General features: G+C 66.2%; 22 protein-coding genes. 15 read left to right on the top strand and 7 right to left on the bottom strand.

Annotated features, from left to right (window positions below):
• Positions 1–2: 2 nt before the first annotated feature.
• Positions 3–1,184, bottom strand: coding sequence for an NAD(P)/FAD-dependent oxidoreductase (locus tag J3E64_RS00580; RefSeq protein WP_253338528.1), 1,182 nt, complete (start codon positions 1,182–1,184; stop codon positions 3–5).
• Positions 1,185–1,370: 186 nt separating this feature from the next.
• Here J3E64_RS00580 and J3E64_RS00585 point away from each other — a divergent pair, with 186 nt between their 5' ends.
• The 3 genes from J3E64_RS00585 to J3E64_RS00595 all read left to right on the top strand — a co-directional run bounded on the left by J3E64_RS00585 (position 1,371) and on the right by J3E64_RS00595 (position 3,393).
• On the top strand, positions 1,371–2,477 hold the full coding sequence (locus tag J3E64_RS00585; protein WP_253338530.1) for a histidine kinase dimerization/phosphoacceptor domain -containing protein: 1,107 nt from the start codon (positions 1,371–1,373) through the stop codon (positions 2,475–2,477).
• A gap of 8 nt (positions 2,478–2,485) precedes the next feature.
• On the top strand, positions 2,486–2,920 hold the full coding sequence (locus J3E64_RS00590; RefSeq protein ID WP_253338532.1) for a response regulator: 435 nt from the start codon (positions 2,486–2,488) through the stop codon (positions 2,918–2,920).
• Positions 2,921–3,060: 140 nt separating this feature from the next.
• Complete coding sequence (locus J3E64_RS00595) at positions 3,061–3,393, top strand: LysR family transcriptional regulator (RefSeq protein WP_253338534.1); 333 nt, start codon at positions 3,061–3,063, stop codon at positions 3,391–3,393.
• Positions 3,394–3,590: 197 nt separating this feature from the next.
• On the opposite strand, the gene J3E64_RS00600 is transcribed toward J3E64_RS00595, so the two are convergent.
• Entirely contained in the window at positions 3,591–4,424 is an 834-nt protein-coding gene (locus tag J3E64_RS00600) for a TIGR00266 family protein (protein ID WP_253338536.1), read from the bottom strand.
• A 173-nt stretch (positions 4,425–4,597) separates the two neighbouring features.
• Here J3E64_RS00600 and J3E64_RS00605 point away from each other — a divergent pair, with 173 nt between their 5' ends.
• Complete coding sequence (locus J3E64_RS00605) at positions 4,598–5,536, top strand: right-handed parallel beta-helix repeat-containing protein (protein ID WP_253339358.1); 939 nt, start codon at positions 4,598–4,600, stop codon at positions 5,534–5,536.
• 37 nt (positions 5,537–5,573) lie between these two features.
• Positions 5,574–5,768: a hypothetical protein gene (locus tag J3E64_RS00610; protein WP_253338538.1), complete on the top strand. Its 195-nt coding sequence runs from the start codon at positions 5,574–5,576 to the stop codon at positions 5,766–5,768.
• Between the two features lie 13 nt (positions 5,769–5,781).
• Here J3E64_RS00610 and J3E64_RS00615 read toward each other — a convergent pair whose 3' ends face one another.
• On the bottom strand, positions 5,782–7,434 hold the full coding sequence (locus tag J3E64_RS00615; protein WP_253338540.1) for an alkaline phosphatase family protein: 1,653 nt from the start codon (positions 7,432–7,434) through the stop codon (positions 5,782–5,784).
• Positions 7,435–7,511: 77 nt separating this feature from the next.
• Here J3E64_RS00615 and J3E64_RS00620 point away from each other — a divergent pair, with 77 nt between their 5' ends.
• The 10 genes from J3E64_RS00620 (at position 7,512) to J3E64_RS00665 (ending at position 17,732) form a co-directional block, all read left to right on the top strand.
• The gene (locus J3E64_RS00620; protein ID WP_253338542.1) at positions 7,512–9,551 is read left to right on the top strand and encodes a protein-disulfide reductase DsbD; all 2,040 of its coding nucleotides are present in this window, start codon (positions 7,512–7,514) and stop codon (positions 9,549–9,551) included.
• Positions 9,551–10,288 carry a TlyA family RNA methyltransferase gene (locus J3E64_RS00625; RefSeq protein WP_253338544.1) on the top strand — a complete coding sequence of 246 codons (738 nt, stop codon included), beginning with the start codon at positions 9,551–9,553 and terminating at the stop codon, positions 10,286–10,288. The genes J3E64_RS00620 and J3E64_RS00625 overlap by 1 nt, the downstream gene beginning before the upstream one ends.
• A gap of 89 nt (positions 10,289–10,377) precedes the next feature.
• The gene (locus J3E64_RS00630; RefSeq protein WP_253338546.1) at positions 10,378–11,421 is read left to right on the top strand and encodes an efflux RND transporter periplasmic adaptor subunit; all 1,044 of its coding nucleotides are present in this window, start codon (positions 10,378–10,380) and stop codon (positions 11,419–11,421) included.
• Positions 11,422–11,433: 12 nt separating this feature from the next.
• Positions 11,434–14,538, top strand: coding sequence for an efflux RND transporter permease subunit (locus tag J3E64_RS00635; protein WP_253338548.1), 3,105 nt, complete (start codon positions 11,434–11,436; stop codon positions 14,536–14,538).
• A 28-nt stretch (positions 14,539–14,566) separates the two neighbouring features.
• Complete coding sequence (locus J3E64_RS00640; RefSeq protein ID WP_253338550.1) at positions 14,567–15,115, top strand: TspO/MBR family protein; 549 nt, start codon at positions 14,567–14,569, stop codon at positions 15,113–15,115.
• Between the two features lie 41 nt (positions 15,116–15,156).
• Positions 15,157–15,456: an accessory factor UbiK family protein gene (locus J3E64_RS00645; protein ID WP_253338552.1), complete on the top strand. Its 300-nt coding sequence runs from the start codon at positions 15,157–15,159 to the stop codon at positions 15,454–15,456.
• A 42-nt stretch (positions 15,457–15,498) separates the two neighbouring features.
• Complete coding sequence (locus tag J3E64_RS00650; protein WP_253338553.1) at positions 15,499–16,005, top strand: YbjN domain-containing protein; 507 nt, start codon at positions 15,499–15,501, stop codon at positions 16,003–16,005.
• Positions 16,006–16,023: 18 nt separating this feature from the next.
• A complete protein-coding gene (gene proC / locus J3E64_RS00655) occupies positions 16,024–16,830 on the top strand; it encodes a pyrroline-5-carboxylate reductase (RefSeq protein ID WP_253338555.1) in 807 nt (268 codons plus the stop codon).
• A gap of 71 nt (positions 16,831–16,901) precedes the next feature.
• Positions 16,902–17,405: an asparaginase domain-containing protein gene (locus tag J3E64_RS00660; RefSeq protein ID WP_253338557.1), complete on the top strand. Its 504-nt coding sequence runs from the start codon at positions 16,902–16,904 to the stop codon at positions 17,403–17,405.
• Positions 17,406–17,486: 81 nt separating this feature from the next.
• Positions 17,487–17,732, top strand: coding sequence for a hypothetical protein (locus tag J3E64_RS00665; protein ID WP_253338559.1), 246 nt, complete (start codon positions 17,487–17,489; stop codon positions 17,730–17,732).
• A gap of 81 nt (positions 17,733–17,813) precedes the next feature.
• On the opposite strand, the gene J3E64_RS00670 is transcribed toward J3E64_RS00665, so the two are convergent.
• From J3E64_RS00670 to J3E64_RS00685, 4 genes are all read right to left on the bottom strand, one after another.
• Entirely contained in the window at positions 17,814–18,341 is a 528-nt protein-coding gene (locus tag J3E64_RS00670; protein WP_253338560.1) for a CarD family transcriptional regulator, read from the bottom strand.
• A 239-nt stretch (positions 18,342–18,580) separates the two neighbouring features.
• Positions 18,581–18,919, bottom strand: coding sequence for a ferredoxin FdxA (gene fdxA, locus J3E64_RS00675; RefSeq protein WP_253338561.1), 339 nt, complete (start codon positions 18,917–18,919; stop codon positions 18,581–18,583).
• A 98-nt stretch (positions 18,920–19,017) separates the two neighbouring features.
• The gene (locus J3E64_RS00680) at positions 19,018–19,314 is read right to left on the bottom strand and encodes an RNA-binding S4 domain-containing protein (protein ID WP_253338562.1); all 297 of its coding nucleotides are present in this window, start codon (positions 19,312–19,314) and stop codon (positions 19,018–19,020) included.
• Entirely contained in the window at positions 19,307–22,111 is a 2,805-nt protein-coding gene (locus J3E64_RS00685; protein ID WP_253338563.1) for a helicase-related protein, read from the bottom strand. The genes J3E64_RS00680 and J3E64_RS00685 overlap by 8 nt, the downstream gene beginning before the upstream one ends.
• Positions 22,112–22,216 lie beyond the last annotated feature (105 nt).

The following is a 22,216-nucleotide window of genomic DNA, read 5'->3' on the forward strand; positions in this document are numbered from 1 at the left end:
TTTCAGAGCGCCTGCGCCGCGGCCCAGCCGCTGGCCCAGGCCCACTGGAAATTATAGCCGCCCAGCCACCCGGTCACGTCCACCGCCTCGCCGATCACATGCAGGCCGGGCAGGGCGCGCGCCGCCATCGTCTGCGACGACAGCCCGTCGGTCGACACGCCGCCCGCCGTCACCTCCGCCTTGGCGAAGCCCTGCGTCCCGTTGGGCGTGAACCGCCAAGCGCCCAGCACCTGTTCCGCCCGCGCCAGCGCCTTGTCGGGCAGGTTCGCCAACTCCCCGGCCAGCGCCAGCCGCTCGCCCAGCGCCTCGGCCAGCCGGTCGGGCAGCGCCGCCCCCAGCAATCGCCCGACGGTCGTGCGCGGATTGTCCCGCTTGGCTGCCCGCATCCATCCCTCGCCGCGGTCGGGCAGGAAGTTGATCGCGACCGGCTCGCCATGCCGCCAGTAAGAGGAGATTTGCAGGATCGCCGGTCCCGACAGTCCGCGATGGGTGAACAGCGCCGCCTCGCGAAAGGCGGTCTTGCCGACCGAGGCGATCACCGGCGCGGACACGCCCGACAGCGACCGGAACAGCAGTTCCCCGTCGTCCAGCGTCAACGGCACCAGCGCCGGGCGCGGCTGCACGACCTTCAGCCCGAAACGCCGCGCCAGGTCATAGGCGAATCCGGTCGCCCCCATCTTCGGAATGGACGGCCCGCCCGTCGCGATGACCAGCGCGGGCGCCTGCACGGCGCGGCCGGGCAGGGTCACATGAAAACGCCCGTCGCGATGGGCGACGTCGGTCACCGCCTGCCCCATGGCAAAGGCGGCGGGCTCGCCGCGCGCGCACTCGTCCATCAGCATGGCGACGATCTGCCGCGCTGATCCGTCGCAAAACAACTGCCCCAGCGTCTTTTCATGCCAGGCGATGCCGTGCCGCTCCACCATCGCCAGGAAATCCTGGGGCGTATAGCGCGCCAGCGCCGACCGGGCGAAGCGCGGATTGGCCGACAGGAACCGTTCGGGCACGGTGCCCGAATTGGTGAAGTTGCACCGCCCGCCGCCCGAAATCAGGATTTTCTTTCCCGCCTCGTCGGCATGGTCGATCACCAGCACCCGCCGCCCGCGCTGCGCCGCCGTCGACGCGCACAACAGCCCGGCGGCCCCGGCGCCCAGGATGATGGCGTCGAATTCAGCGACCGGCATGGCGCGGGACCGGGATGGAGCAAGGATGCGACATGCAATGAAGGCACCGGGCAAGAGGGGGAGGACGCTCCCTATAGGCGTGCGACCATGCAAAGCGGAAGGGGCGTTGCGCCGGACGGAACATTGTCCGGCGGCGACCGTTCCGCTCAAGCCTTATGCCTACGGGGCGATCGCTTGCGGGGTCGGATGAAAGAACGTGATGACTGGCATCTGACCGACGAGTTGGATTACGAACATGGGCAGGGCGATCCCTTCGCCGCCGCGGTCAGGGCCACCAGAATGCCGATGGTCATCACCGACCCGGCGCAGCCCGACAACCCCATCGTATTCTGCAACGTCTCCTTTCAGGAACTCACCGGCTATTCGCGGGAAGAGATTGTGGGCAGGAACTGCCGGTTCCTTCAGGGCCCCGACACCGACCGCGCGACCGTGGCGAAGGTGCGCGAAGCGATCGGGAACGGCCATGATGTGGACGTCGACCTGCTGAACTACCGCAAGGACGGGACGACATTCTGGAACGCGCTGTATCTCTCGCCGGTGCGCGACAAGGATGGCGTCATCCGCTTCTTCTTCGCGTCGCAACTCGACGTCACCGACCGGGTCCAGGCCCAGCATATCATCAACGAGCAGAAGGAACTGGTGGAGCGGGAGGTCGCGCGTCGCACCGCGGACCTTCGCATGGCGCTCGATGCCAAGACGATCTTGCTGCATGAGGTCGACCATCGCGTCAAAAACAACCTGACGATGATCGGATCGTTGTTGCGGCTTCAGGCACGCACCATCGAGGATCCGGCGATCGCGGCGAAGCTGGACAGCATGCTCGAACGTGTCGACGCCCTCGCGGTGGTTCACCGGCAGCTATACCGGTCCGAAGATATTTCCAGCTTCGACATCGGCACCTTCTCGGGCAACCTCGCCGCCGATGTGGTGGGGTCCAGCGGACGGAGCGACATCGCGCTGGATGTCCAGTCCGAACCCCTGTTCGTCGACGCGGCCAACGCCTCGGCACTGGGACTGATCATCAACGAGATACTGACGAATGCGATCAAGCACGCCTATGCGGATGGCCGCTCGGGCGTGCTCAGGGTCCTTGTCGGTGAAGAGGATGATTGCGGCATCATCAAGATTTGCGACGACGGTCCCGGCCTGCCCTCGACCGTGCGGACGAAAAGCATCGGCACCGCCCTTATCACGCGCCTCGCGCGTCAGGCAAAGGCGGTGGCGACCTGGGGTGACAATGCGCCGGGCACCTGCGTCACCATCACCTTCCCGCGGAGCGAGGCCGCGTCATGATCCCGGCAATGGACGTTCTGATCGTCGAGGACGAGATGTTGCTCGCCATGGATCTGGAGGCGATCGTCGAGGACAGCGGTCACCATGTCGTCGCTGAAGCGGCCAGCCTTGAGGACGTCGAGGCTCTGGATGGTGGTCTGGCGCCGTCGCTCGCCTTCGTGGACATTCATCTCGCGCACGGATCGAGCGGGCTGGATGTCAGCCGCGTCATCCAGCAGCGCTGGCCGGACGCGATCATCATCTATGTCACCGCAAACGTGTCGAAAATCCCCGATGATTTCGTGGGCGCGCACGGTGTGATTGCAAAACCCTTTTCCCACGCCGGCGTCACCCACGCGATCCGCTATATCGCGGAAGGCGTGTTCGATCCTCCACCGCGCGTCCCCCGGCCCTCCAATCTCGCGACCGCGCCCCGTCTGGAAGAACGCTGGGCCAACTCGTGACGGCATCGGGTTGACGGGCTGTCGACAACGCCCCGTCTGCATCCCCGACTATGTTTCCATCCGCACCATCGTGCGCAGGCCGTCGCCCTGTTTCCCTAAAATGCTTCCAAAATAGGAAATGCTCTGATCTATCCTGCCGGATGACACAGCATCCCTCTTCCCCTCCGTCCGCCGCTCCCGTAACCCGCGCCCGCTGGACGCCGGATCGGCAGCGGCTGTTTCTCGCCACGCTGATCGCCACGGGCAACGTCTCGCAGGCCGCGCGCACAGTCGGCATGTCTCCGGCGAGCGCGCATCGCTTGCGCAACAGGCTTTCGGATACGCCGTTCGACCGGGCGTGGGCGGGCGCCCTGGCGCTGCATGCGCAAGGGCTGGCCGATCCCTTCCGCGATCCGGTCGCCGCGACCCTGACCGACCCCGCCGCGATGACCCGGCCGGCACCTCGCCGACGCGCCGGTGCCGCCCTGTCGTGACCTTGTCGTGACGTTGCCGGTGCGTGGCCGTGACCTGTCAGTGCCCTTGCGGGCGCGTCATGGCTGCGCGGGCATGACTTTCGACGCGAATGCGTGGCCACGACAACCTGAACTTTGCGCCAGTGACCCTAGAGGTGCGATTCTGACATGCGATACCGTTCGACGCCCGGTCTCGCTCGAATGTCAGGATCGATCCGCTAGCGGTTACCCTGGATCAGGTCGCCGAATTCGCCCAGCAGCGATCCCTCGCCCCGGTTCTGGCCGCCGCGGCTGCCCGCTGCCGCCAGCATCCGGCCGGCCAGGCGCGAAAAGGGCAGGGACTGGATCCACACATGGCCCGGCCCGCGCAGTCGCGCGAAAAACGCGCCTTCGCCGCCGAAGATCATGGATTTGACCCCGCCCGCCGCGACCAGGTCGAAATCGACGCTGGGCGTCATCGCGGCAAGGCAGCCGGTGTCGACATGCAATTCCTCGCCCGGTGCCAGTTCCTTTTCCACCAGCGTGCCGCCCATCTGCACGAACACCCATCCGTCGCCGGACAGTCGCTGCATGACAAAACCTTCGCCGCCGAACAGGCCGGTCATGATCCGCTTCTGGAAATGCACGCCGATCGACACGCCCTTGGCGGCGGCCAGGAAACTGTCCTTCTGGCAGATCAGCGCCCCGCCATATTGATCGAGCTTCAGCGGCAATATCGACCCGGGCGTGGGCGATGCGAAGGCGACCCGCGCCTTGCCATGGCCCTGATGGGTAAAGACGGTGGTGAACAGGCTCTCGCCGGTCACCAGCCTTTTGCCCGCGCCCAGCAGCTTGCCCATGAAGCCGCCGTCGGCGCCGCCGCTGCCGTCGCCGAATACGGTGGTCATGTCGACCGCGCCGTCCTTCCACACCATGGCGCCCGCTTCGGCGACCGCGCTTTCGCCCGGGTCCAGTTCGATCTCCAGAAATTGCAGTTCCTGGCCCTTGATCTCGAAATCGATGTCGTCGGACAGGCCGGCGCTGCGATGATGGCTCCAGGGCGAATTGGGCATGGGTCGCACTCTCCTTTTCCGGTGGTCGCCGCCATCCTAGCGCGCCGCGCCGGCCCGCGCCACGCCTGCGCGCATCTTCATTCATCGGCCCGCGACTGTGCCATAACGGGCCAGCGCCGGGTTAACCCTGTTCCCGCATTGGCGCTGCGGACATGCGCGCCTATCCTGCCGTAATGCGCACATTTTCCACCGCCTTGCTGCTTTCCGTCGCCATCGCCGCCAGCGCGCTGGCCCAGGGGCGGTCCGCGCCCTTCACCGTCGCCGAAACCGGCCGGAGCTACGGGTCGCTCGGCGAAGCGGTCGGCGCGATCGGCGACGGGCGCGGGACGATTGTCATCGCGCCGGGCACCTATCGGCAATGCGCGGTGCAGCAGGGCGGTGACGTCATCTACCGCGCCGCGACGCCGGGCACCGCGATTTTCGACGGCGTCCCGTGCGAGGGCAAGGGCGCGCTGGTGCTGCGCGGCCGATCGAGCGCGGTGGACGGCCTCATCTTCCAGAATATCCGCGTGCCGGACGGCAACGGCGCGGGCATCCGCCTCGAAGGCGGCACTCTCTCGGTCAGCAACAGCCTGTTCCGCAACAGCGAGGAAGGCATATTGACCGGCGATTATGACGGCGGTCAGGTGCGGATCGACAAGTCGACCTTCCGCCATCTGGGGCGCTGCGACCGCGATCTCGACTGCGCGCACGGCATCTATATCGGCCGCCTGGCCAGCCTGTCCGTCACCAACAGCCGTTTCGACCAGGGCGACGGGGGCCATTATCTCAAGACGCGCACGCCGCGCGTGACGATCACCGGCAACAGTTTCGACGATAGCGGCGGCCACCTGACCAACTATATGATCGACCTTTCGAACGGTGCGACCGGCGTGATCAGCGGCAATGAAATGGTGCAGGGCAAGGACAAGGACAATTGGTCCGCCTTCATCACCGTGGCGCCCGAAGGTCGCGAACATAGCAGCGCGGGTCTGGTGATAGAAGGGAACAGCGCCGGGTTCGTGCCGGGGCTGGAACGCGGCGCGACCTTTGTCGCCAACTTCACCGACGACGCCGTGCGGATCGGCCGGAACCGGCTCGCCCCGTCGATGAAGGTCAGCGACCGCCGCTGAACTGGCGCGCGGCGACGGGTGGGGGTAAGGGGGTGCCATGCGCACCACTTACGACCATGCCACCGTCCGCCTCTATCATCTGGCGGATGACGGGGCCGTCACCACCTTGCTCTACGGGCCGCTCCGCGAAGCGCTGCGCGTTGCCGACGGTCAGCCCGCCGAGGTGCAGGAGGCGCTGTTCCTCGCCACCGATAACGATGTCGTCGCCTATCTCGACCTGATCGGGGAATAGGCGGCGACGGGCATCACTTCGCGGCGCAACTGTCGCCCGGGCCCGCGATAAGGTCGACGCAGCGGCCGTCAATCTCGCCGCCGGGCACCGGCAGGCCGATCAGCGCGGCGAGCGAGGGCATGATGTCGACCGTCTCGATACCGGCGGGCTGTTCGAAATGGACCATGCCCCGGCGCCAGAACAGGATCGGCACGCGGCGGTCATTGTCCCATGGCGACCCGTGGGTGGCGACGGCGCCGATCACCGCCTGCTCGGGAATCGACATGACGCGGGGTTTCAGGAGCAGCAGCAGGTCGCCCGACCGCTGGGCATCGAAACTGGCGCGGGCCTTTTCGATCAGGCTCCAATATTCGGGCGGACCCGACGGGGACGGGGTCGCCGCGATCTCGGCCTTGGTGAACACCGCCGCGACCTGCGGGTGCGCGCGCAGCAGGGCCAGCGTCGCCGCCTCGACCGTGGCCCGCTGCGCAGCGCTCAGATGCTTGTCGAAGTAAAGATCGCCCGCCGGTCCGTCGCCCCGGATCAGCATTTTGTCGCCAATGCCGGTCTTTTCCGCGATGGTTTCGGACAGTGCCTCCGGCTCCAGCTTGTCGCTGACCCGCATTTCCATCGGCATCGCGTTCATCTGCTGACGCTCGGTCAGGTCGTGGCCGCCATGGTCGGCGGTCAGCACCACCACATAATCGATGCCGTCCTTGTCCAGGCGGTCGAAGAAGGCGCCCAGTTCCTGGTCCAGCCGGTCGACCTGGATGCAGCTTTCAGTCCCTTCGGTCCCGAATGCGTGGCCGACATAGTCGGTCGCGGACAGGCCGATGGAAATGATGTCGGTCTGGGCCTGCTTGCCCAGGTCCATCGTCTCGATCGCCGCCGCGGCGAAGGCGAGCGTCATCGCATCCTGTTCGGGCGATACGCGAAAACCGTCATAATCGCCCGCCCGGCGGACGAAGCGGCCGGTGCCGACCGTGCGGTTGCCGGCCTTTACCGGGAAATCCTTCGCCGCGCATTGGGGCGGCAGCTCGAATCCTGGGTTGGCCTGTGCCAGGCGCTGCGCGAAGGCGGCGTTCACCTTTTCCACCAGCGGCGGCGTGGGCAGGCCCTTGTAGGTCACATAGCCTTTCGGGGAGAGCCACCAGACCTGATCGGCCGTCGGCCCGCCCATCATGATGGCCGCGCGATCCTTGCCCGCCACGGACACGACGCGGGTCGCGGGATTGGCCAGCTTCATCCGGCCGCCCAGCGTCGGCACTTTCAGATGCATCGGCGATGCGACGTAATTTCTGCTGCTGCTGCCGGGCTGGCTCTCATCCTCGGCGCAGTAGATTTTCTTGTCGTCGCGCGCGGCGGACAGGTCGAACCAGCTGTTTGCGATGATGCCGGTGCGCGACGGGCGGCTGCCGGTCAGGATCGTGGAGTGACCGGGGCAGGTTTCTGTCGCGGCATGGCTTTGAAAACCGTGCGGGAACACCACGCCCTGCTGCGTGAGCCGGGCCAGGCCACCGGTATAATATTGACGATATTCGCCGAACAGGTCGGCGGAAAACTGGTCTACGCTGATTGCGACGATCAGCCGGGGCGGCGGCGTGGTCGAGCTGGCGGGACCGGGCGTCTGTGCCGCCAGCGGCGCGGCGGTGGCGAGCAGCAGGGCTGTGGCGAGCTTCTTCAACAACGGGCTGTCCCTTCTCATGCCTTGACGGCGGATGGGGACGGACCTAGCCCCCTAGCACCCAGCCGACCAGAGGCCCGATGCGGATTTTTCAAGTCATATTGATGACGCTTGCGTTGATCTGCGGCGGTCATGTCGCGCGGGCGCAGGGTGCCTTCGGCGGCGGGACCGCGCATATCGCCGCGCAACTCGCCGCCGAAAGCGCCGCGCCCCGGCCGGGCGCGGGCACAACCATCGCCTTTGCCATGGTCCCGCAAGCGGGCTGGCACGGCTATTGGGAAAATCCGGGCGACGCCGGCCTTGGCATGACGGTCGAATGGACCCTTCCGCCGGGCGTCAGTGTCGGTCGGCTACGCTATCCGGTGCCCGAAACATTGCTCATCTCCGGCCTGATGAACCATGTCTACGAAGGCCCCTATGCGGTGCTGGCCGATCTGAAGATCGCGTCCGGCATCGCGCCCGGCACCCGCCTGCCGATCCGCGCAAAGGCGCAGTGGCTGGCCTGCACGGACAAGGTCTGCGTGCCCGAAAGCGGCGATCTGACGCTGGATCTGGTTGCAGGCGACGGCAAGGTCGCGCCCGGTGCCCGCGCGCGCTTCGACGGCTGGCGCACCCATCTGCCCCGGCCCCTAGGGGCAAAGGGGCTCTGGCAGATCGATGGCGATCGGCTGCGCATCGCCATCCCCTTCCCGGCCGGGGCGGAGGCGCGCGACCTGCACCTTTTTCCGATGACCGAATTTCTCGCCAATTATGCCGCGCCGCAGACCGTGCGGCGGGAGGGCGACCGGCTGTTGATCGACACGCAGGCCAGCGCGAACGCCAGCCCCAAGAGCATGGGCAAATGCTGCCAGCCGGTCGTTTTGCGAACCGGCGATCATGTCGGCTTCGCGGTCCAGCTGGAACAGGGCCAGATCGCGGCGCCCGGCGGCATGTCGCGGACGCTGCTGGTCGCGCTGGGCGGCGCGATCCTTGGCGGCCTGCTGCTCAATGTCATGCCCTGTGTATTCCCCATTCTGGGCCTGAAGGCGATGAAGCTGGCCAAGGCGGGGGGCGAGGAACGGACCGTCCGACAGGACGCGCTCGCCTACGCACTGGGCGTCATTCTCACCTGCCTTGCCCTTGGCGGCTTGCTGCTGGCGCTGCGGGCGCTGGGCGGCGTGGTCGGCTGGGCCTTCCAGTTGCAGGATCCGCGCATCATCCTCGCCCTGTTGCTGCTGGTGACGGCGATCGCCTTCAACCTCGCCGGCCTGTTCGATCTCGGTGCCTATGGCGGCGGCGATCGGCTGGCGGGGCGGGGCGGGATTGCAGGCTCCTTCTGGACCGGGGCGTTGGTCGCCTTCGTCGCCACCCCCTGCACCGGTCCTTTCATGGCGGCGGCGATGGGGGCGGCTCTGTTGCTGCCCTGGCCGGCCGCGCTGGCGATCTTCGCCGGGCTGGGGCTGGGCCTTGCCTTCCCGTTCCTCCTGCTCGCCTACGTGCCCGCGCTTCGTAGTCGCTTGCCCAGGCCCGGCGCCTGGATGGGGCGTTTCCAGAAAATCCTCGCCATCCCCATGTTCCTGACCGCGCTCGGCCTTGCCTGGCTGCTGGGGCAGCAGCGCGGCGTTGCGGGCATGACCATCGGCCTTGGCGCGGCGCTGGCGCTGGCGCTGCTGCTGTGGTGGCTGGGCGGTCGCCAGCGGCGGGGCAGGGGCGGCGGCGGGCTGATCGCCGCTGGCGTGGCCCTTGTCCTGCTGGCCGGGGCTGGCGTCGCCCTGCCCACCCGCGCGCCGGCCGCTGCTGCGCGGGACGACACGACCGTCCAGTTCGATGCCGGGAAGCTCGGCGAGTTACGCGCCGCCAATAAGCCGGTGTTTCTCTATTTCACCGCCGACTGGTGCCTCACCTGCAAGGCCAACGAGGCCGCTGCCATCGACCGCGCCGAAACCCGCGAAGCCTTCGGGAAGGCCGGGGTGACGGTGATGGTCGGCGACTGGACCAATGCCGATCCGGCGATCACGCGTTTCCTGGAAAGCCAGGGGCGGTCGGGTGTGCCGCTCTACCTCTGGTACGAGCCGGGCAAGGACGCCATGGTGCTGCCGCAGCTTCTGACGCCGTCCACCCTGACCGCGCTGGTCCGCTGATGGCGAAGCTGCGGGCCGACCAGTTGCTCGTCGACAGCGGCCTGGCCGAAAGCCGCGCGCGCGCGCAGGCGCTCATTCTGGCGGGGCTGGTATATCTGGGCGATCGCAAGGTGGAGAAGGCGGGGCAGCAGGTGCCTGCGGATGCGGAATTGGACGTGCGCGGGCGCGACCATCCCTGGGTGTCGCGCGGCGGCATCAAGCTGGCCCATGCGCTCGAAGATTTCGCCATCGACGTGACCGGTCTCGTCGCGATCGACGTCGGCTCATCGACCGGCGGTTTCACCGACGTGCTGCTGAGCAACGGCACGGCGAAAGTCTATGCCGTCGACAGCGGGACCAACCAGCTCGCCTGGAAGCTGCGTTCGGACGATCGCGTCGTCGTCCATGAACAGACCAGCGCCCGCATCCTGACCGATCTGCATATTCCCGAAGCGGTCGACATCATCGTGTGCGACGCCAGCTTCATCAGCCTGTCCAAGGTGCTGGAACGCCCGCTTTGCTTCGCGCGGCCGGGTGCGCACCTTATCGCGCTGATCAAACCGCAATTCGAGGCGCGACGCGAGGAAGTGGGCAAGAACGGCGTCGTGCGCGATGCCGCCGTCCATGATCGGGTCTGCGTGCAGGTGCGCGAATGGCTGACCGATGCAGGCTGGACTGTCGAGGGGCTGACGCAAAGCCCCATTACCGGCCCGCAAGGGAATATCGAATTTCTCATTCACGCCAGGCTTGGTGGATAATGCCCCGCTGTTCGTTGTCCGAGCAGATCACCCAGGAAGCGGCAAATGGTCCAGTTACGCCGCAAATAAAGGCTCGATTGCCAGTCATCATGCGTTTCATTCCCGCAATTTGCATTGTCACGCTCTCCCTTGCCGCCTGTGGCAAGCAGGAACAGCCAAAGCAGCGTCCGGCCGCCCTGGTCGAGGCCGCACCTATCGCTGAGAAAATCTTCACCGATCGTCTGGAAGCGGTTGGGACGGCGCTGGCGAACGAGCAGGTCGTGCTTTCCGCGCCCGTGACGGAACGCATCACGTCCCTGAATTTCTCTGACGGCGGCTATGTTTCGCGCGGACAGGTGATCGCCACCCTGGCCGTCGGGCAGGAGAGGGCGGAGCTTGCCGCCGCCGAAGCCACGGCGTTGCAGGCGCGGCAGCAGCTCGACCGGATCCAGGCGCTGAAGCAGCGCGGCTTTGCGACCGGCGCCACGCTGGAGCAGCAGACTGCCCTTGCCAACGCCGCGCGCGCCAATGCGGAACTGGCCCGCGCGTCGATCGGCGATCGTGTCATCCGCGCCCCCTTTGGCGGGTGGGTCAGCCTGCGCACCGTGTCGCCCGGTGCCATCGTCAGTGCCGGCACGCCGATCGCCACGGTCAGCGATATCAGCCGCATCAAGCTGGACTTCACCATCCCCGAAACGCGCCTGCCCATGGTGCGCAAGGGCATGGCGATCAGCGCCGTTTCCGCCGCATGGCCCGACCGTCCCTTCAACGGCAGCGTGGCCACCATCGACCCGGTTATCGACCCTGCGACCCGCGCGGTGAAGGTGCGCGCGATCCTGCCCAATCCGGACCGGGCGCTCAAGCCGGGCATGTTGCTGACCGTGGGCATCGTATCGAGCGAGCGCCAGTCGCTCGCCGTTCCGGAACTGGCGGTCGTGGGCGATGGCGACGAGCGTTTCGTTTTCGTGCTGGAAGGGCGCACCGCCAAGCGCGTCAAGGTCGACACCGGCCTGCGCCAGGACGGCGCGGTCGAAATCCGCAGCGGCGTGAAGCGCGGACAGATGGTCGTGACCGAAGGGGTGGTGAAGCTGACCGACGGGATGACCGTTCGCCTGGCCGGCGACAAGCCCGGTCCCGCCAAGGCCGCCGGCTGAGGACGCCGGACCATGCAGCTTTCCGATCTTTCCGTTCGCCGCCCCGTGTTCGCCGCGGTGGTGGCGGTGCTGCTCTGCATTGTCGGCATCGTCGGCTATCTCAGCCTGTCGGTGCGCGAATATCCGGACATCGACCCGCCGGTCGTGTCGGTCGAAACCACCTATACCGGCGCGGCGGCATCGGTGGTCGAAACCCGCATCACCCAATTGATAGAGGATGCCGTCGCGGGCGTGCAGGGGATCGAGACGATCACGTCGACGTCGCAGGACGGGACGTCGCGCATCAATATCGAGTTCAGTCCCTCGCGGGACGTCGACACGGCCGCAAACGACGTGCGCGACCGGGTCGGGTCGGTGGTCGAAGACCTGCCGGAGGATGCGCTTGCCCCCGAGATTCGCAAGGTCGATTCCGATGCCCGTGCGATCCTGTTCCTGTCCTTTTCGCGGCCCGGTTGGTCGCCGATCCGCATCAGCGATTATCTGGACCGCAACATCGTCGATCGCTTCGCCGCTATCGATGGCGTCGCGCGCGTCAATCTGGGCGGGGAATCCCGGCCGTCCACGCGCATCTGGTTCAATGCGGAAAAGCTGGCCGCGTTCGGCCTGACACCCGCCGATGTCGAGGCGGCGCTGCGCCGGCAGAATGTCGAACTGCCCGCCGGACGCTTCGAATCCAGGGATCAGAACCAGACCCTGCGCGTCGAGCGGCCCTTCGCCACGCCCGACGAGTTCGCGCAGCTCGTTATCGGCCGGGGCGCCGACGGCTATCAGGTCAAGCTGGGCGACGTCGCCAGGATCGAGGAAGGGGCGGAAAATCCCTACACCAGTTTCCGGTCGAACCAGGGCACGGCCATTGGTGTCGGCATCATCCGCCAATCCGGCGCCAACACGCTGGAAGTCGCGCAGAAGGCCAAGGCACTGATCGAGGAATTGCGGCCCACCCTGCCCACCGGGATGAAGGTCGCCGTCGGCACGGACGAATCGCTGTTCATCGAGCGCGCGATCGAGAATGTGTACGATACGCTGCTGGAAGCCGCGGCGCTCGTGATCCTCGTCATCTTCCTGTTCCTGGGTTCGGTCCGCGCGACCATCGTGCCCGCAATCACCGTTCCGATCTGCCTGCTCGCCACCTGCGCTGTCATGTGGCTGCTCGGCCTGTCGATCAATCTGCTGACCCTGCTCGCCTTCGTGCTGGCCATCGGTCTTGTAGTCGACGATGCCATCGTCGTGCTGGAAAATGTCTATCACCGGGTCGAACAGGGTGACGATCCGCTGGTGGCGGCCTATCTTGGCGCGCGGCAGGTCGGGTTCGCGATCATTTCGACGACGCTGGTGGTGTGCGCCGTGTTCGTGCCGGTGATGTTCCTTGCCGGACAGACCGGGCTGCTGTTCCGCGAACTGGCCATCGCCATGATCGCTGCCATCGCCTTTTCCGGCTTCATTTCGCTCAGTCTCGCGCCGATGCTCTGTTCCAAGCTGCTCAAGAATGCCGAGCGCGGGCGGCTGGCGCGCTGGGTCGACGACCGTTTCCGCAGCGTCGAGGATCGTTATGGCGGCTGGCTCGATCATGCCTTGCGCCGTCCGTTGCTGCCGTTGCTGGGCGTGCTGCTGTTTCTGGGTGTCGCCGGGTTCCTGTTCACCCGCCTGCCCAGCGAGCTGGCCCCGGCGGAGGATACGGGGGTGGTCGAAGGACAGATCAACGCGCCCGAAGGCACCGGCTTCGACCGCATGATGGCCTATATGAAGCGCATCGAGGGTGATCTCATCTATCTGCGCAAAGACGGTACGCTCCAGAATCTGGTCATCAGGACGCCGGCGGGCTTCGGCACGACCGACGATTTCAACGGCGGCAACGTCATCGCCTTCCTGCGGCCCTGGGAAGAACGCACCATCACCACCGCCGAGGTGGCGAACATCGTCAACAAGGTGATCGCGAACCAGCCTGGCGTGCGGGGGAATGTCGCGCCGCGATCGGGGCTGGGCCGCGGGCGCGGACTGCCGGTCAATATCGTGCTGGCGGGCGCGACCTATGAGGGGCTCGTGGCGGCGCGGGACCGGATCATGGCGGCGGCGGCCAGCTATCCCGGCCTCGTCAATCTGGACAGCGATTACAAGGAAACCAAGCCGCAGATGCGGATCGAGACGGATCTGGCGCGTGCGGGCGATCTGGGCGTTTCCGTGAACGACATCAGCCAGGCCTTGCAGAGCCTGCTGGGGTCGCGCCGCGTCACCACCTATGTCGACCGGGGCGAGGAATATCGCGTCCTGGTGCAGGCCGAGGACGAGGGGCGTCAGACGGTTGCCGACCTGGACCGGATCAACGTGCGCAGCCGTACCGGTGCGCTCGTGCCGCTTTCCGCGCTGGTCACCGTGCGCGAGGTCGCCGGGCCTAGGCAGCTCAACCGCTACAACAAGCTGCGCGCGATCACCCTGTCTGCGGCGCTGGCGCCCGGCACCTCGCTGGGAGAGGCGCTGGCCTATCTGGAGGATCAGGCCCGTCAGTCGCCCGAAGTGCTGGCGATCGGCTATCGTGGCGAAAGCCAGTCGCTGCGCGAAACGGGCGGCGCGATCTGGCTGGTGTTCCTGCTGACCATCCTGATCGTGTTCCTGCTGCTCGCGGCGCAGTTCGAAAGCTTCGTGCATCCCGGCGTGATCATCGCCACCGTGCCGCTGGCAGTGGCCGGGGGGGTGCTGGGTCTCGCTTTGACCGGCGGCACCGTCAACCTGTACAGCCAGATCGGTATCGTCATGCTGGTCGGCCTGGCCGCCAAGAACGGCATCCTGATCGTCGAATTCGCCAACCAGTTGCGCGACGAGGGCATGGAGATCGCCCAGGCCATCCGCGAGGCCGCACGGCGGCGCCTTCGTCCGATTCTCATGACCTCCATCGCCACCGTCATCGGCGCGGTGCCGCTGGTGATTCGCGGGGGCGCCGGTGCCGCCGCGCGGCAGTCGATCGGTGTCGTCATCGTTTTCGGCGTCAGCCTGGCGACGCTGATCACGCTTTTCCTTATCCCGATATTCTATTCGCGTGTTGCGAAGCGCACGGTTTCTCCCCAAACCGTGAGCCGAAAGCTGGATTCGGCGCTGAAGGATTCGCCGGAAGCCGCCGAATGAGTGACATGCGTGGGGAGTGTTGCTGCCGATGAACGAGATTGCGTCACAGGGTCAGCTGCGCCTTGCCTATCTGCGTTGGGCGCTGGTGACCGTCCCGGCCATCGTGTTCCTCGGCTTTCTTTCGGGGCAACTCGCCAATAGCGGCTATGCCAATCGCTGGTTCGCGGCGCTGGACAAGCCGGCCCTGATGCCGGCGGGCTGGGTTTTCGGCACGGCATGGTCGATCTTATATGTCCTGATCGGCCTGGCGCTCGCCATCGTCCTGCACGCGCGCGGCGCGCGAGGGCGGGGCCTGGCGCTCCTGCTGTTCCTGGTGCAGCTGGTGCTCAATCTCGCCTGGTCCCCGCTTTTCTTCCGCGCGCATCAAATCGGCAGCGCGCTGACGCTGATCGTCGCCATGTTCGTCGTGGCGGCGCTGACGACCCTGTTGTTCTGGCGTATCCGCAGGGGCGCCGGATTGTTGATGCTTCCCTATCTCGCCTGGCTGGTCTTTGCCGCCTACCTCAACTATGAGGTCGGCCGGTTGAACCCCGAGGCCGAGACTCTTGTCGCGCCGGCTCTCAGAACCCAGATATGACAGGTGAGGCGCATGGGCGCGCCATAGGAAGGACGAGAGCGATGCAGAGCGAAAACCGCCTTTTCGACGATCTGGCCAAGCTGGTAAACGGCGCGGCCGGCACGGTTGCGGGCATGACGCGCGAGTTCGAGACGAACGCGCGGGAGCGCGCGAAGGAATGGATCGGCGGCATGGATTTCGTCTCGCGCGAGGAATTCGACGCCGTCAAGGCCATGGCCGCGGCCGCCCGTGAAGAAGTGGATATGCTCAAGGCCCGGCTGGACGCGCTGGAAGGCAAGGCGCCCGAGCCCGTCACGAAAAAGGTCAAGGCGAGCAAATCCGACCCGTTGGACAAGGCCTGATCCCGTCTGTCCTTCCGCCCGATTGGGTGATAAGGCGCGCAGATGATGGATAGCGACGAATTCGAACATGGCGCGCAGGAAGCCGCGCCGATCGACATGCTGGCGACCTATTTCGAAGCGCATGGCTGGAGTTACGAGCAGGCCGGCGAGGATGAAGTCGTCGCGAACACGCAAGGGTCCTGGGCGCAATATGAACTGCGCGGTATCTGGCGTGACGAGGACCAGGTTCTCCAGCTGCTGGCCTTGCCGGATATCCGCGTCACCGATGAAAAGCGCGGCGTCATCTACGAGACGCTGGGCCTGATCAACGAACAGCTCTGGCTTGGTCATTTCGAACTGTGGTCGTCCAGCGGCATCATTCTGTTCCGCCACGGCGCGCTGCTCGGCGCGGGCGGGACGATGACGCTGGATCAGGCGCAACTGTTGGTCGAAACCGCGATCGACGAGTGCGAACGCTTCTATCCGGTGTTTCAGTTCGTCCTGTGGGGCGGCAAGTCGCCGAGTGAGGCGATTTCCGCCAGCCTGATCGAAACGCGCGGCGAAGCCTGAGCACGCGGCACCGCGACCATGAACTGGCCAGGCCATCTTTTCCTTGTCGGCTGCGGCAATATGGCCGGGCAGATGCTGCGCCGGTGGCTCGATTGCGGCCTTGATCCGGCGAGCGTGACCGTCGTGCGCCCGAGCGGTCGGCCGGTGGCGGGCGGCGTGGCGGTCGTGACCGACTATCCGGCGTCATTGCCGTCCGGCACGACCGTGCTGCTGGGCATGAAGCCTCATCAACTCGATGAGGTCGCACCGCGGCTTCTGGCCCTGTGCCGGGAGGACACGGCAATCATCTCGATCCTGGCGGGCACGCCTCTGGCCAGCCTGCGCGCTTGCCTGCCGGCGGTGCGGCATATCGTGCGGGCCATGCCGAACCTGCCTGTCGGCCTGGGTGAGGGCGTCACCGCCCTTCATGCCGACGACATGACCGGCAAGGAGGCGCGCGCGAAGGCGGATGCGTTGATGCGCCGGCTGGGGCTGGCCGAATGGATCGAGGACGAATCCCTGTTCAACGCCGTGACCGCCCTGTCGGGTTGCGGGCCGGCATTCCTGTTCCGTTTCGTCGATGCGCTGGCGCAGGCCGGTCAGGCGCTGGGGATACCGGCGGCGCAGGCGGAACGGATGGCGAAGGCGACCGTGCGCGGCTCGGCGACAATGGCTGCGCTGGCGCAGGAAAGCCCGGCGACGCTGGCCGATCAGGTCGCCAGCCCCGGCGGCATGACACGCGAGGGCCTGAACGTCATGGATAGGGACGGGCGCATGATGCGCCTGCTTGCCGAGACGCTGGCCGCCGCCCGAGACCGGGGCGAAGCGATGGCGAAGGGTAAATAGGCGGACGCCGTTTCAGTCACCGGCCTTTTGCGCTAATGGGCCGCGATACTGCCTTCTGCGGAGCCCGTCCGATGCTTTCTCCCGATACACCCATATTGCTGCTCACGACCGGCGGAACCATCGACAAGGTCTATTTCGACGCACTGTCCGATTATAAGGTCGGCGACACGGTGATGGCGCGCCTGCTGGACATCGCCCGCGTCAGGCGCCCGTTCCGGATCGAGGAAGTGACGCGCAAGGACAGCCTGGAACTGGTCGATGCCGATCGGGCGCTGATCCGCGAACGAGTGATCGCCGCAGCCGAGGATCATGTCATCATCACCCATGGCACCGACACGATGACGGACACCGCCCGGGCACTTGCCGATGTTTCGGGCAAGACCATCGTGCTTGTCGGCGCGCTGGCGCCCGCCCGGTTCGGCGAGAGTGACGCCAGTTTCAACCTGGGGATGGCTTTCGCCGCGGCGCAAGTCGCCCCGCCGGGCATCTATATCACCATGAGTGGTTCAGTGTTCCGGGCCGACCGGGTGTTGAAAGACCGTGCCGCGGGCGCATTCGTTCCCATCGACGGGTGACGCCTCCTCGGTCCTTCGGGGGAACATCGTTCAATGCTCAGGCATTGAAACGGTCGGGTGGCCCAATGAGGAGGACAGACTATGGCCGAATATCAGGAGCGTCCGGCCACGACGACGACCGTGATCGAAAAGCGCAGCGGCAATGGCGGCATGACCTTTGCCATCTTGCTGCTGGTGGTTGTGGCAGCGATCGCCGCGTTTTTCCTGATCAGCAGCGAAACGAACAAGGATAACGCGATCTCGTCCGCCGCGACGCAGGTCGGCGACGCCGCCAGCGACGTGGGCGATGCGGCCAAGGACGCGGCCAAGGATACGACCGGGCAGTAACGTCCCGAGCAGATATGCAAAATGGGCGCTCCGATCATCCGGAGCGCCCATTTTATTTGTCCATATGATGGAGAGGTGCGTTCAGCCTTCGACCTTGGCGTGCTTGGGCGCGGCCTCGTTAAGGATGCGAAGGATTTTCTTGAGCGCGCTCGGCTCGTCAGTCTCCTCCATGGCGGCCAGTTCGCGGGCGAGGCGACTGGATGCAGCTTCAAAGATCTGACGTTCGGAATAGCTCTGTTCGGGCTGATCGTCCGCGCGGAACAGGTCACGGGTCACCTCGGCGATCGACACCAGATCGCCCGAATTGATCTTCGCCTCATATTCCTGCGCGCGGCGCGACCACATGGTGCGCTTCACCTTCGGCTTGCCCTTCAGGGTCTCCATCGCCTCTTCCAGCGTCTTGTTGGAGGAGAGCTTGCGCATGCCGACACCTTCGGCTTTGTTGGTCGGCACGCGGAGGGTCATCCGCTCCTTTTCAAACCGAAGCACATACAGCTCCAGCTCCATGCCGGCGATCTGCTCCTTCTGGAGCTCGATCACACGACCAACGCCATGCTTGGGGTAAACAACATAATCACCAACGTCAAAGGACAGCGCCTTGGCAGCCATTTGATACCTTTCCAATTCACCGGGGGACGAGGCCGTCGCGAAGGCATATGCGCCAAGGCATCTGCCGGGAAGTCCGCGGCGCCACCGTCAGGACATGAAATATATTCTCCAGGGACAGGCAGGTTAGGCCCGGCCGTTGGCAACGCTTTTAGCAGATTCGTAACAAAATTACCACCCCCGGGCACAAGGCCTGGCGGTGTGGCGCAAAACGGGACGGTCGGGATCGTCAGATCGACGAATCAGCTACCCTGGCCGGGTTCAGGGGAAAAGAATTTCTCCAGCTTGTCCTCGATGCCCTTCATGTCCTCTGCATCGGCCGGCGCATCGCCCTTTACGGTAATGTTCGGCCATTCCGCGGAATATTTCGCGTTCAGCTCGATCCAGCTTTCCAGCCCGTTTTCGGTGTCGGGCAAGATCGCTTCGGCCGGACATTCGGGTTCGCATACGCCGCAGTCGATGCACTCGCTGGGATTGATGACCAGCATGTTCTCGCCCTCGTAGAAGCAGTCCACGGGGCAGACCTCGACGCAATCCATGAATTTGCAGCGGATGCAGTTGTCGGTCACGACATAGGTCATTGGCTGGGCACTCTTATCCTTTGAAAAGCGCGGCCCTGCTATGCGTGACGGGCGCGAAGGTCAATGAGGATATTGTTGGCCGGGGCGTGGCTCGGCTTTCATCCCCCGACCGTCAGTTCCTCGTAGCAGCCCTGCGCTTCGGGCGCCGGTCCGCGCCGGACCGGGAGCGCGGTGACGCGGACCACCCGAACGCCGCCGGGATTGGGAAAGGTGATGAGGTCACCCGCACGCACCGGGGCATGGGCGCGTTCGATCCGGCGGCCGTTCAGGCGGATATGGCCTTCCTCCGCCATGGCCTGCGCGATCGATCGGCTTTTCACCAGCCGTGTGAACCATAGATATTTATCGATGCGAAGGCTGGGGCCATGACCCGTCGCCGGCACCGGGTCAGCCATTGCGGCCCAGCAGGTCGGCGAGGCCGGCGAACGCATTGTTGGCAGGCGCGGGCGTGCTGCCCGGCGACTTGGGACGCGGTTGGCGGTCCGTCCGCGGCTTGCCGCCGCCGGGGCGCGGTCCGCCCGGCTTTCCGTCACGGGGGCGGTCGCCATGCGGTCGATCCGGACGGGCCTTTTGCCGGCCCCTGAACGTCCAGTTGGTGCCGGTCGCCGGCTCCGCTTCTGGCACAGACGACGAATCGGCGCTCTCGGCCGTGTCACCGGGCGCGGCGGCATCCACGGGCGCTGCTGTCTGCGCGGGTATCGCCGGCACCTCGGCCGCAGGCTCGACTGCGGGGACATCATCACCGGTGGGCGTCGCCCGATCATCGGCTGCCGGCGGGATGGGACGCGGCGTGATCGGGCGGAAACCGGCTGCGCGCATCATTTGCAGGAAGGATGATTCGCTGAGGCCGAGCGACACGATCTGGGGGCTGAGCGCGGTGAAGGGCTGGTTTTTCGCGATCGCCTCGTGCGCGGCACGGGCCATGCGCTCGACCATGTCGATGCGCAGCATCTGATCGCCAAAGCCCCGGAAGCCGGCGATGCGCGCGCCCATCTGTTCCGCCTTTTCTCCCATGGCGATCAGCGTGAGACCGGGGCCCGGCAGCGGGAGGCAGGGCTTGGTCAGTCGCGCGGCCTGCAACGCCGCGCGCCAACGGGCTGCGCCGGGTTTGAGCAGGCCGGGATGATAGATGTCGAGCACGCCGATATCGATGCCGGCCTTGCGCAGCAGATGGCGCTGTTCCTTGTCGAGATGCCCCAGCGCCGAATCGAGGTCGGTGCGGCCAATGACGCCGCCCGCATCGGCGAGCTGGGCGAAAACCGCACGCACGACCGGGGGGACGGCCGGATCGGTGGCGCTTTCGCCCATTTTCAGAAGGGGAAGGAGATGTTTCTGCTTCTGCCCGTCGACCCAGGTGGCGAGGCGGGCGACGACCTGTTTCTGGACATCCTGGCCGAGCGAGAGCAGGGCGCGGTCGAGCCGGATTTCGGGCGACAGCAGGGTAGGCCCGGCGAGCAACACCGCGACGGGTGTTTCGCCCCATGCAATGCCCGGGGCCTGTCCCGCCGCATCCAGCAGCGCGAAATCCGCATCCGTCGCCGCCACCAGTTCTTCTGCCTTCACGCGCAATACCTTTCCGAGGCGCCTTTCCGCGGCCGCCAACAGCATTTTCCTGTCAGCCAGTCGCGTAGCGGGATCAACCGAGAATCGGAAGCCGTCAAGTCGGCCTATCGTCTCGCCATCCACGCAAACCGTCCCATCCTGCTCCACGGTAACCGGCAGGTTGCTCGCGTCCTGCCCCAGATCGCGCAGCAGGACGGATGTGCGCCGGTCGACAAAACGCTGCATCAGGGCACCATGCAGCGCGTCCGACAGCTTTTCCTCCAGCGCGCGGGTGCGTTCGGCCATTTCGGCCGGATGGGCCAGCCAGTCCGGGCGATGCGCGATGTAGGACCAGGTCCGCGCCGCCGCGATCCGGCCGGAAAGCGTGTCGACGTCGCCCTGCACCGAATCGAGTCGGGCGACCTGCTGCGCGAACCAGTCGCGCGATATGACGCCATGCCCTTCGGACAGGAAACGCCAGATGCGCAACACCATGCGGGCATGATGGTCCGCGCCGAGCTTCTGGAAATCGGGAAGGCCACAGGCGGCCCAGAGCCGTTCGACGAGCCGTTGCCCGCGCGCGCGGGCGATCACGTCATTGTCGTCGGCCAGCCGCTTGAGCACGGCGAGGTCGACCGCTTCGGGTGCGGCGCGCAGTTCGGGGCGATCCGGCCGTGCCTCCAGATCGACGATCAGATGGTCGAGACGGTCGGTGCGCGGGTTGCCGTCGCGCCAGTAGAGGGTTTCGACCGGCGGGAAGCGATGGGCCTCGATGGCCTCTATCTCCTCCGGCGTGAAAGCAGCGTCGCCATCCTCATGGCCCAGGCTGCCGAACGTGCCGTCCTTGTGATGGCGTCCGGCGCGCCCGGCGATCTGCGCCATTTCCGCGATCGTCAGGCGGCGCGTGCGGCGACCGTCGAACTTGCGGAGCGAAGCGAAGGCGACGTGCGCTACATCGAGGTTCAGCCCCATGCCGATAGCGTCCGTGGCGACCAGATAGTCGACCTCGCCATTGAGGAACATCTGCACCTGTGCGTTGCGCGTTCGGGGGGACAGTGCCCCCATCACGACGGCTGCCCCGCCCCGGAACCGGCGCAGCATCTCCGCGACGGCGTAGACCTCCTCCGCCGAAAAGGCGACGATGGCGGAACGCCGCGGCAGGCGGGACAGCTTCCTGGCCCCGGCATAGGTCAGGGTGGAAAAGCGGGGACGGCCAACGACCTCCACGTCGGTGACCAGCGTCTTGACCACCCGGGCGATGCTGGCCGAACCCAGGATCATCGTTTCCTCCCGCCCGCGCGCGCGCAGCAGGCGATCGGTAAAGACATGGCCGCGTTCGGGATCGGCGCCCAGTTGCGCCTCGTCGAGTGCGACGAAGGCATGGTCGCCGCCGGTCGGCATCGATTCGGCGGTGCACAGGAAATAGCGGGCACCGGGAGGCACGATCTTTTCCTCCCCGGTGATCAGCGCCACCTGGTGCGGCCCCTTGATCGCGACGACCCGGTCATAGACCTCGCGCGCCAGCAGGCGCAGCGGAAAGCCCATCATGCCGCTGGAATGGCCGCACATGCGCTCGACCGCCAGGTGGGTCTTGCCCGTATTGGTAGGCCCCAGGACGGCAGTGACGGACGAGCGGGCGAAGGCAACCATGGTCCGCCCTATGTCGGAGATGGGGGCGTCATCGGCAAGGAGAATCCGGGTTCCATGGTATGCGACCCGCCTGTCCGCCCGATGGCACGTTTCGTCGCATGGGCG

Source organism: Sphingobium sp. OAS761 (genome assembly GCF_024168485.1).
Classification (GTDB): Bacteria; Pseudomonadota; Alphaproteobacteria; order Sphingomonadales; family Sphingomonadaceae; genus Sphingobium.

What these genes read in the sequence shown, in the direction of transcription:
- J3E64_RS00580 (WP_253338528.1), bottom strand. Translation starts at nt 1,184, where the DNA reads ATGCCGGTCGCTGAATTCGACGCCATCATCCTGGGCGCCGGGGCCGCC.
- J3E64_RS00585 (WP_253338530.1), top strand. Translation starts at nt 1,371, where the DNA reads ATGAAAGAACGTGATGACTGGCATCTGACCGACGAGTTGGATTACGAA.
- J3E64_RS00590 (WP_253338532.1), top strand. Translation starts at nt 2,486, where the DNA reads ATGGACGTTCTGATCGTCGAGGACGAGATGTTGCTCGCCATGGATCTG.
- J3E64_RS00595 (WP_253338534.1), top strand. Translation starts at nt 3,061, where the DNA reads ATGACACAGCATCCCTCTTCCCCTCCGTCCGCCGCTCCCGTAACCCGC.
- J3E64_RS00600 (WP_253338536.1), bottom strand. Translation starts at nt 4,424, where the DNA reads ATGCCCAATTCGCCCTGGAGCCATCATCGCAGCGCCGGCCTGTCCGAC.
- J3E64_RS00605 (WP_253339358.1), top strand. Translation starts at nt 4,598, where the DNA reads ATGCGCACATTTTCCACCGCCTTGCTGCTTTCCGTCGCCATCGCCGCC.
- J3E64_RS00610 (WP_253338538.1), top strand. Translation starts at nt 5,574, where the DNA reads ATGCGCACCACTTACGACCATGCCACCGTCCGCCTCTATCATCTGGCG.
- J3E64_RS00620 (WP_253338542.1), top strand. Translation starts at nt 7,512, where the DNA reads ATGCGGATTTTTCAAGTCATATTGATGACGCTTGCGTTGATCTGCGGC.
- J3E64_RS00625 (WP_253338544.1), top strand. Translation starts at nt 9,551, where the DNA reads ATGGCGAAGCTGCGGGCCGACCAGTTGCTCGTCGACAGCGGCCTGGCC.
- J3E64_RS00630 (WP_253338546.1), top strand. Translation starts at nt 10,378, where the DNA reads ATGCGTTTCATTCCCGCAATTTGCATTGTCACGCTCTCCCTTGCCGCC.
- J3E64_RS00635 (WP_253338548.1), top strand. Translation starts at nt 11,434, where the DNA reads ATGCAGCTTTCCGATCTTTCCGTTCGCCGCCCCGTGTTCGCCGCGGTG.
- J3E64_RS00640 (WP_253338550.1), top strand. Translation starts at nt 14,567, where the DNA reads ATGAACGAGATTGCGTCACAGGGTCAGCTGCGCCTTGCCTATCTGCGT.
- J3E64_RS00645 (WP_253338552.1), top strand. Translation starts at nt 15,157, where the DNA reads ATGCAGAGCGAAAACCGCCTTTTCGACGATCTGGCCAAGCTGGTAAAC.
- J3E64_RS00650 (WP_253338553.1), top strand. Translation starts at nt 15,499, where the DNA reads ATGATGGATAGCGACGAATTCGAACATGGCGCGCAGGAAGCCGCGCCG.
- proC (WP_253338555.1), top strand. Translation starts at nt 16,024, where the DNA reads ATGAACTGGCCAGGCCATCTTTTCCTTGTCGGCTGCGGCAATATGGCC.
- J3E64_RS00660 (WP_253338557.1), top strand. Translation starts at nt 16,902, where the DNA reads ATGCTTTCTCCCGATACACCCATATTGCTGCTCACGACCGGCGGAACC.
- J3E64_RS00665 (WP_253338559.1), top strand. Translation starts at nt 17,487, where the DNA reads ATGGCCGAATATCAGGAGCGTCCGGCCACGACGACGACCGTGATCGAA.
- J3E64_RS00670 (WP_253338560.1), bottom strand. Translation starts at nt 18,341, where the DNA reads ATGGCTGCCAAGGCGCTGTCCTTTGACGTTGGTGATTATGTTGTTTAC.
- fdxA (WP_253338561.1), bottom strand. Translation starts at nt 18,919, where the DNA reads ATGACCTATGTCGTGACCGACAACTGCATCCGCTGCAAATTCATGGAT.
- J3E64_RS00680 (WP_253338562.1), bottom strand. Translation starts at nt 19,314, where the DNA reads ATGGCTGACCCGGTGCCGGCGACGGGTCATGGCCCCAGCCTTCGCATC.
- J3E64_RS00685 (WP_253338563.1), bottom strand. Translation starts at nt 22,111, where the DNA reads ATGGTTGCCTTCGCCCGCTCGTCCGTCACTGCCGTCCTGGGGCCTACC.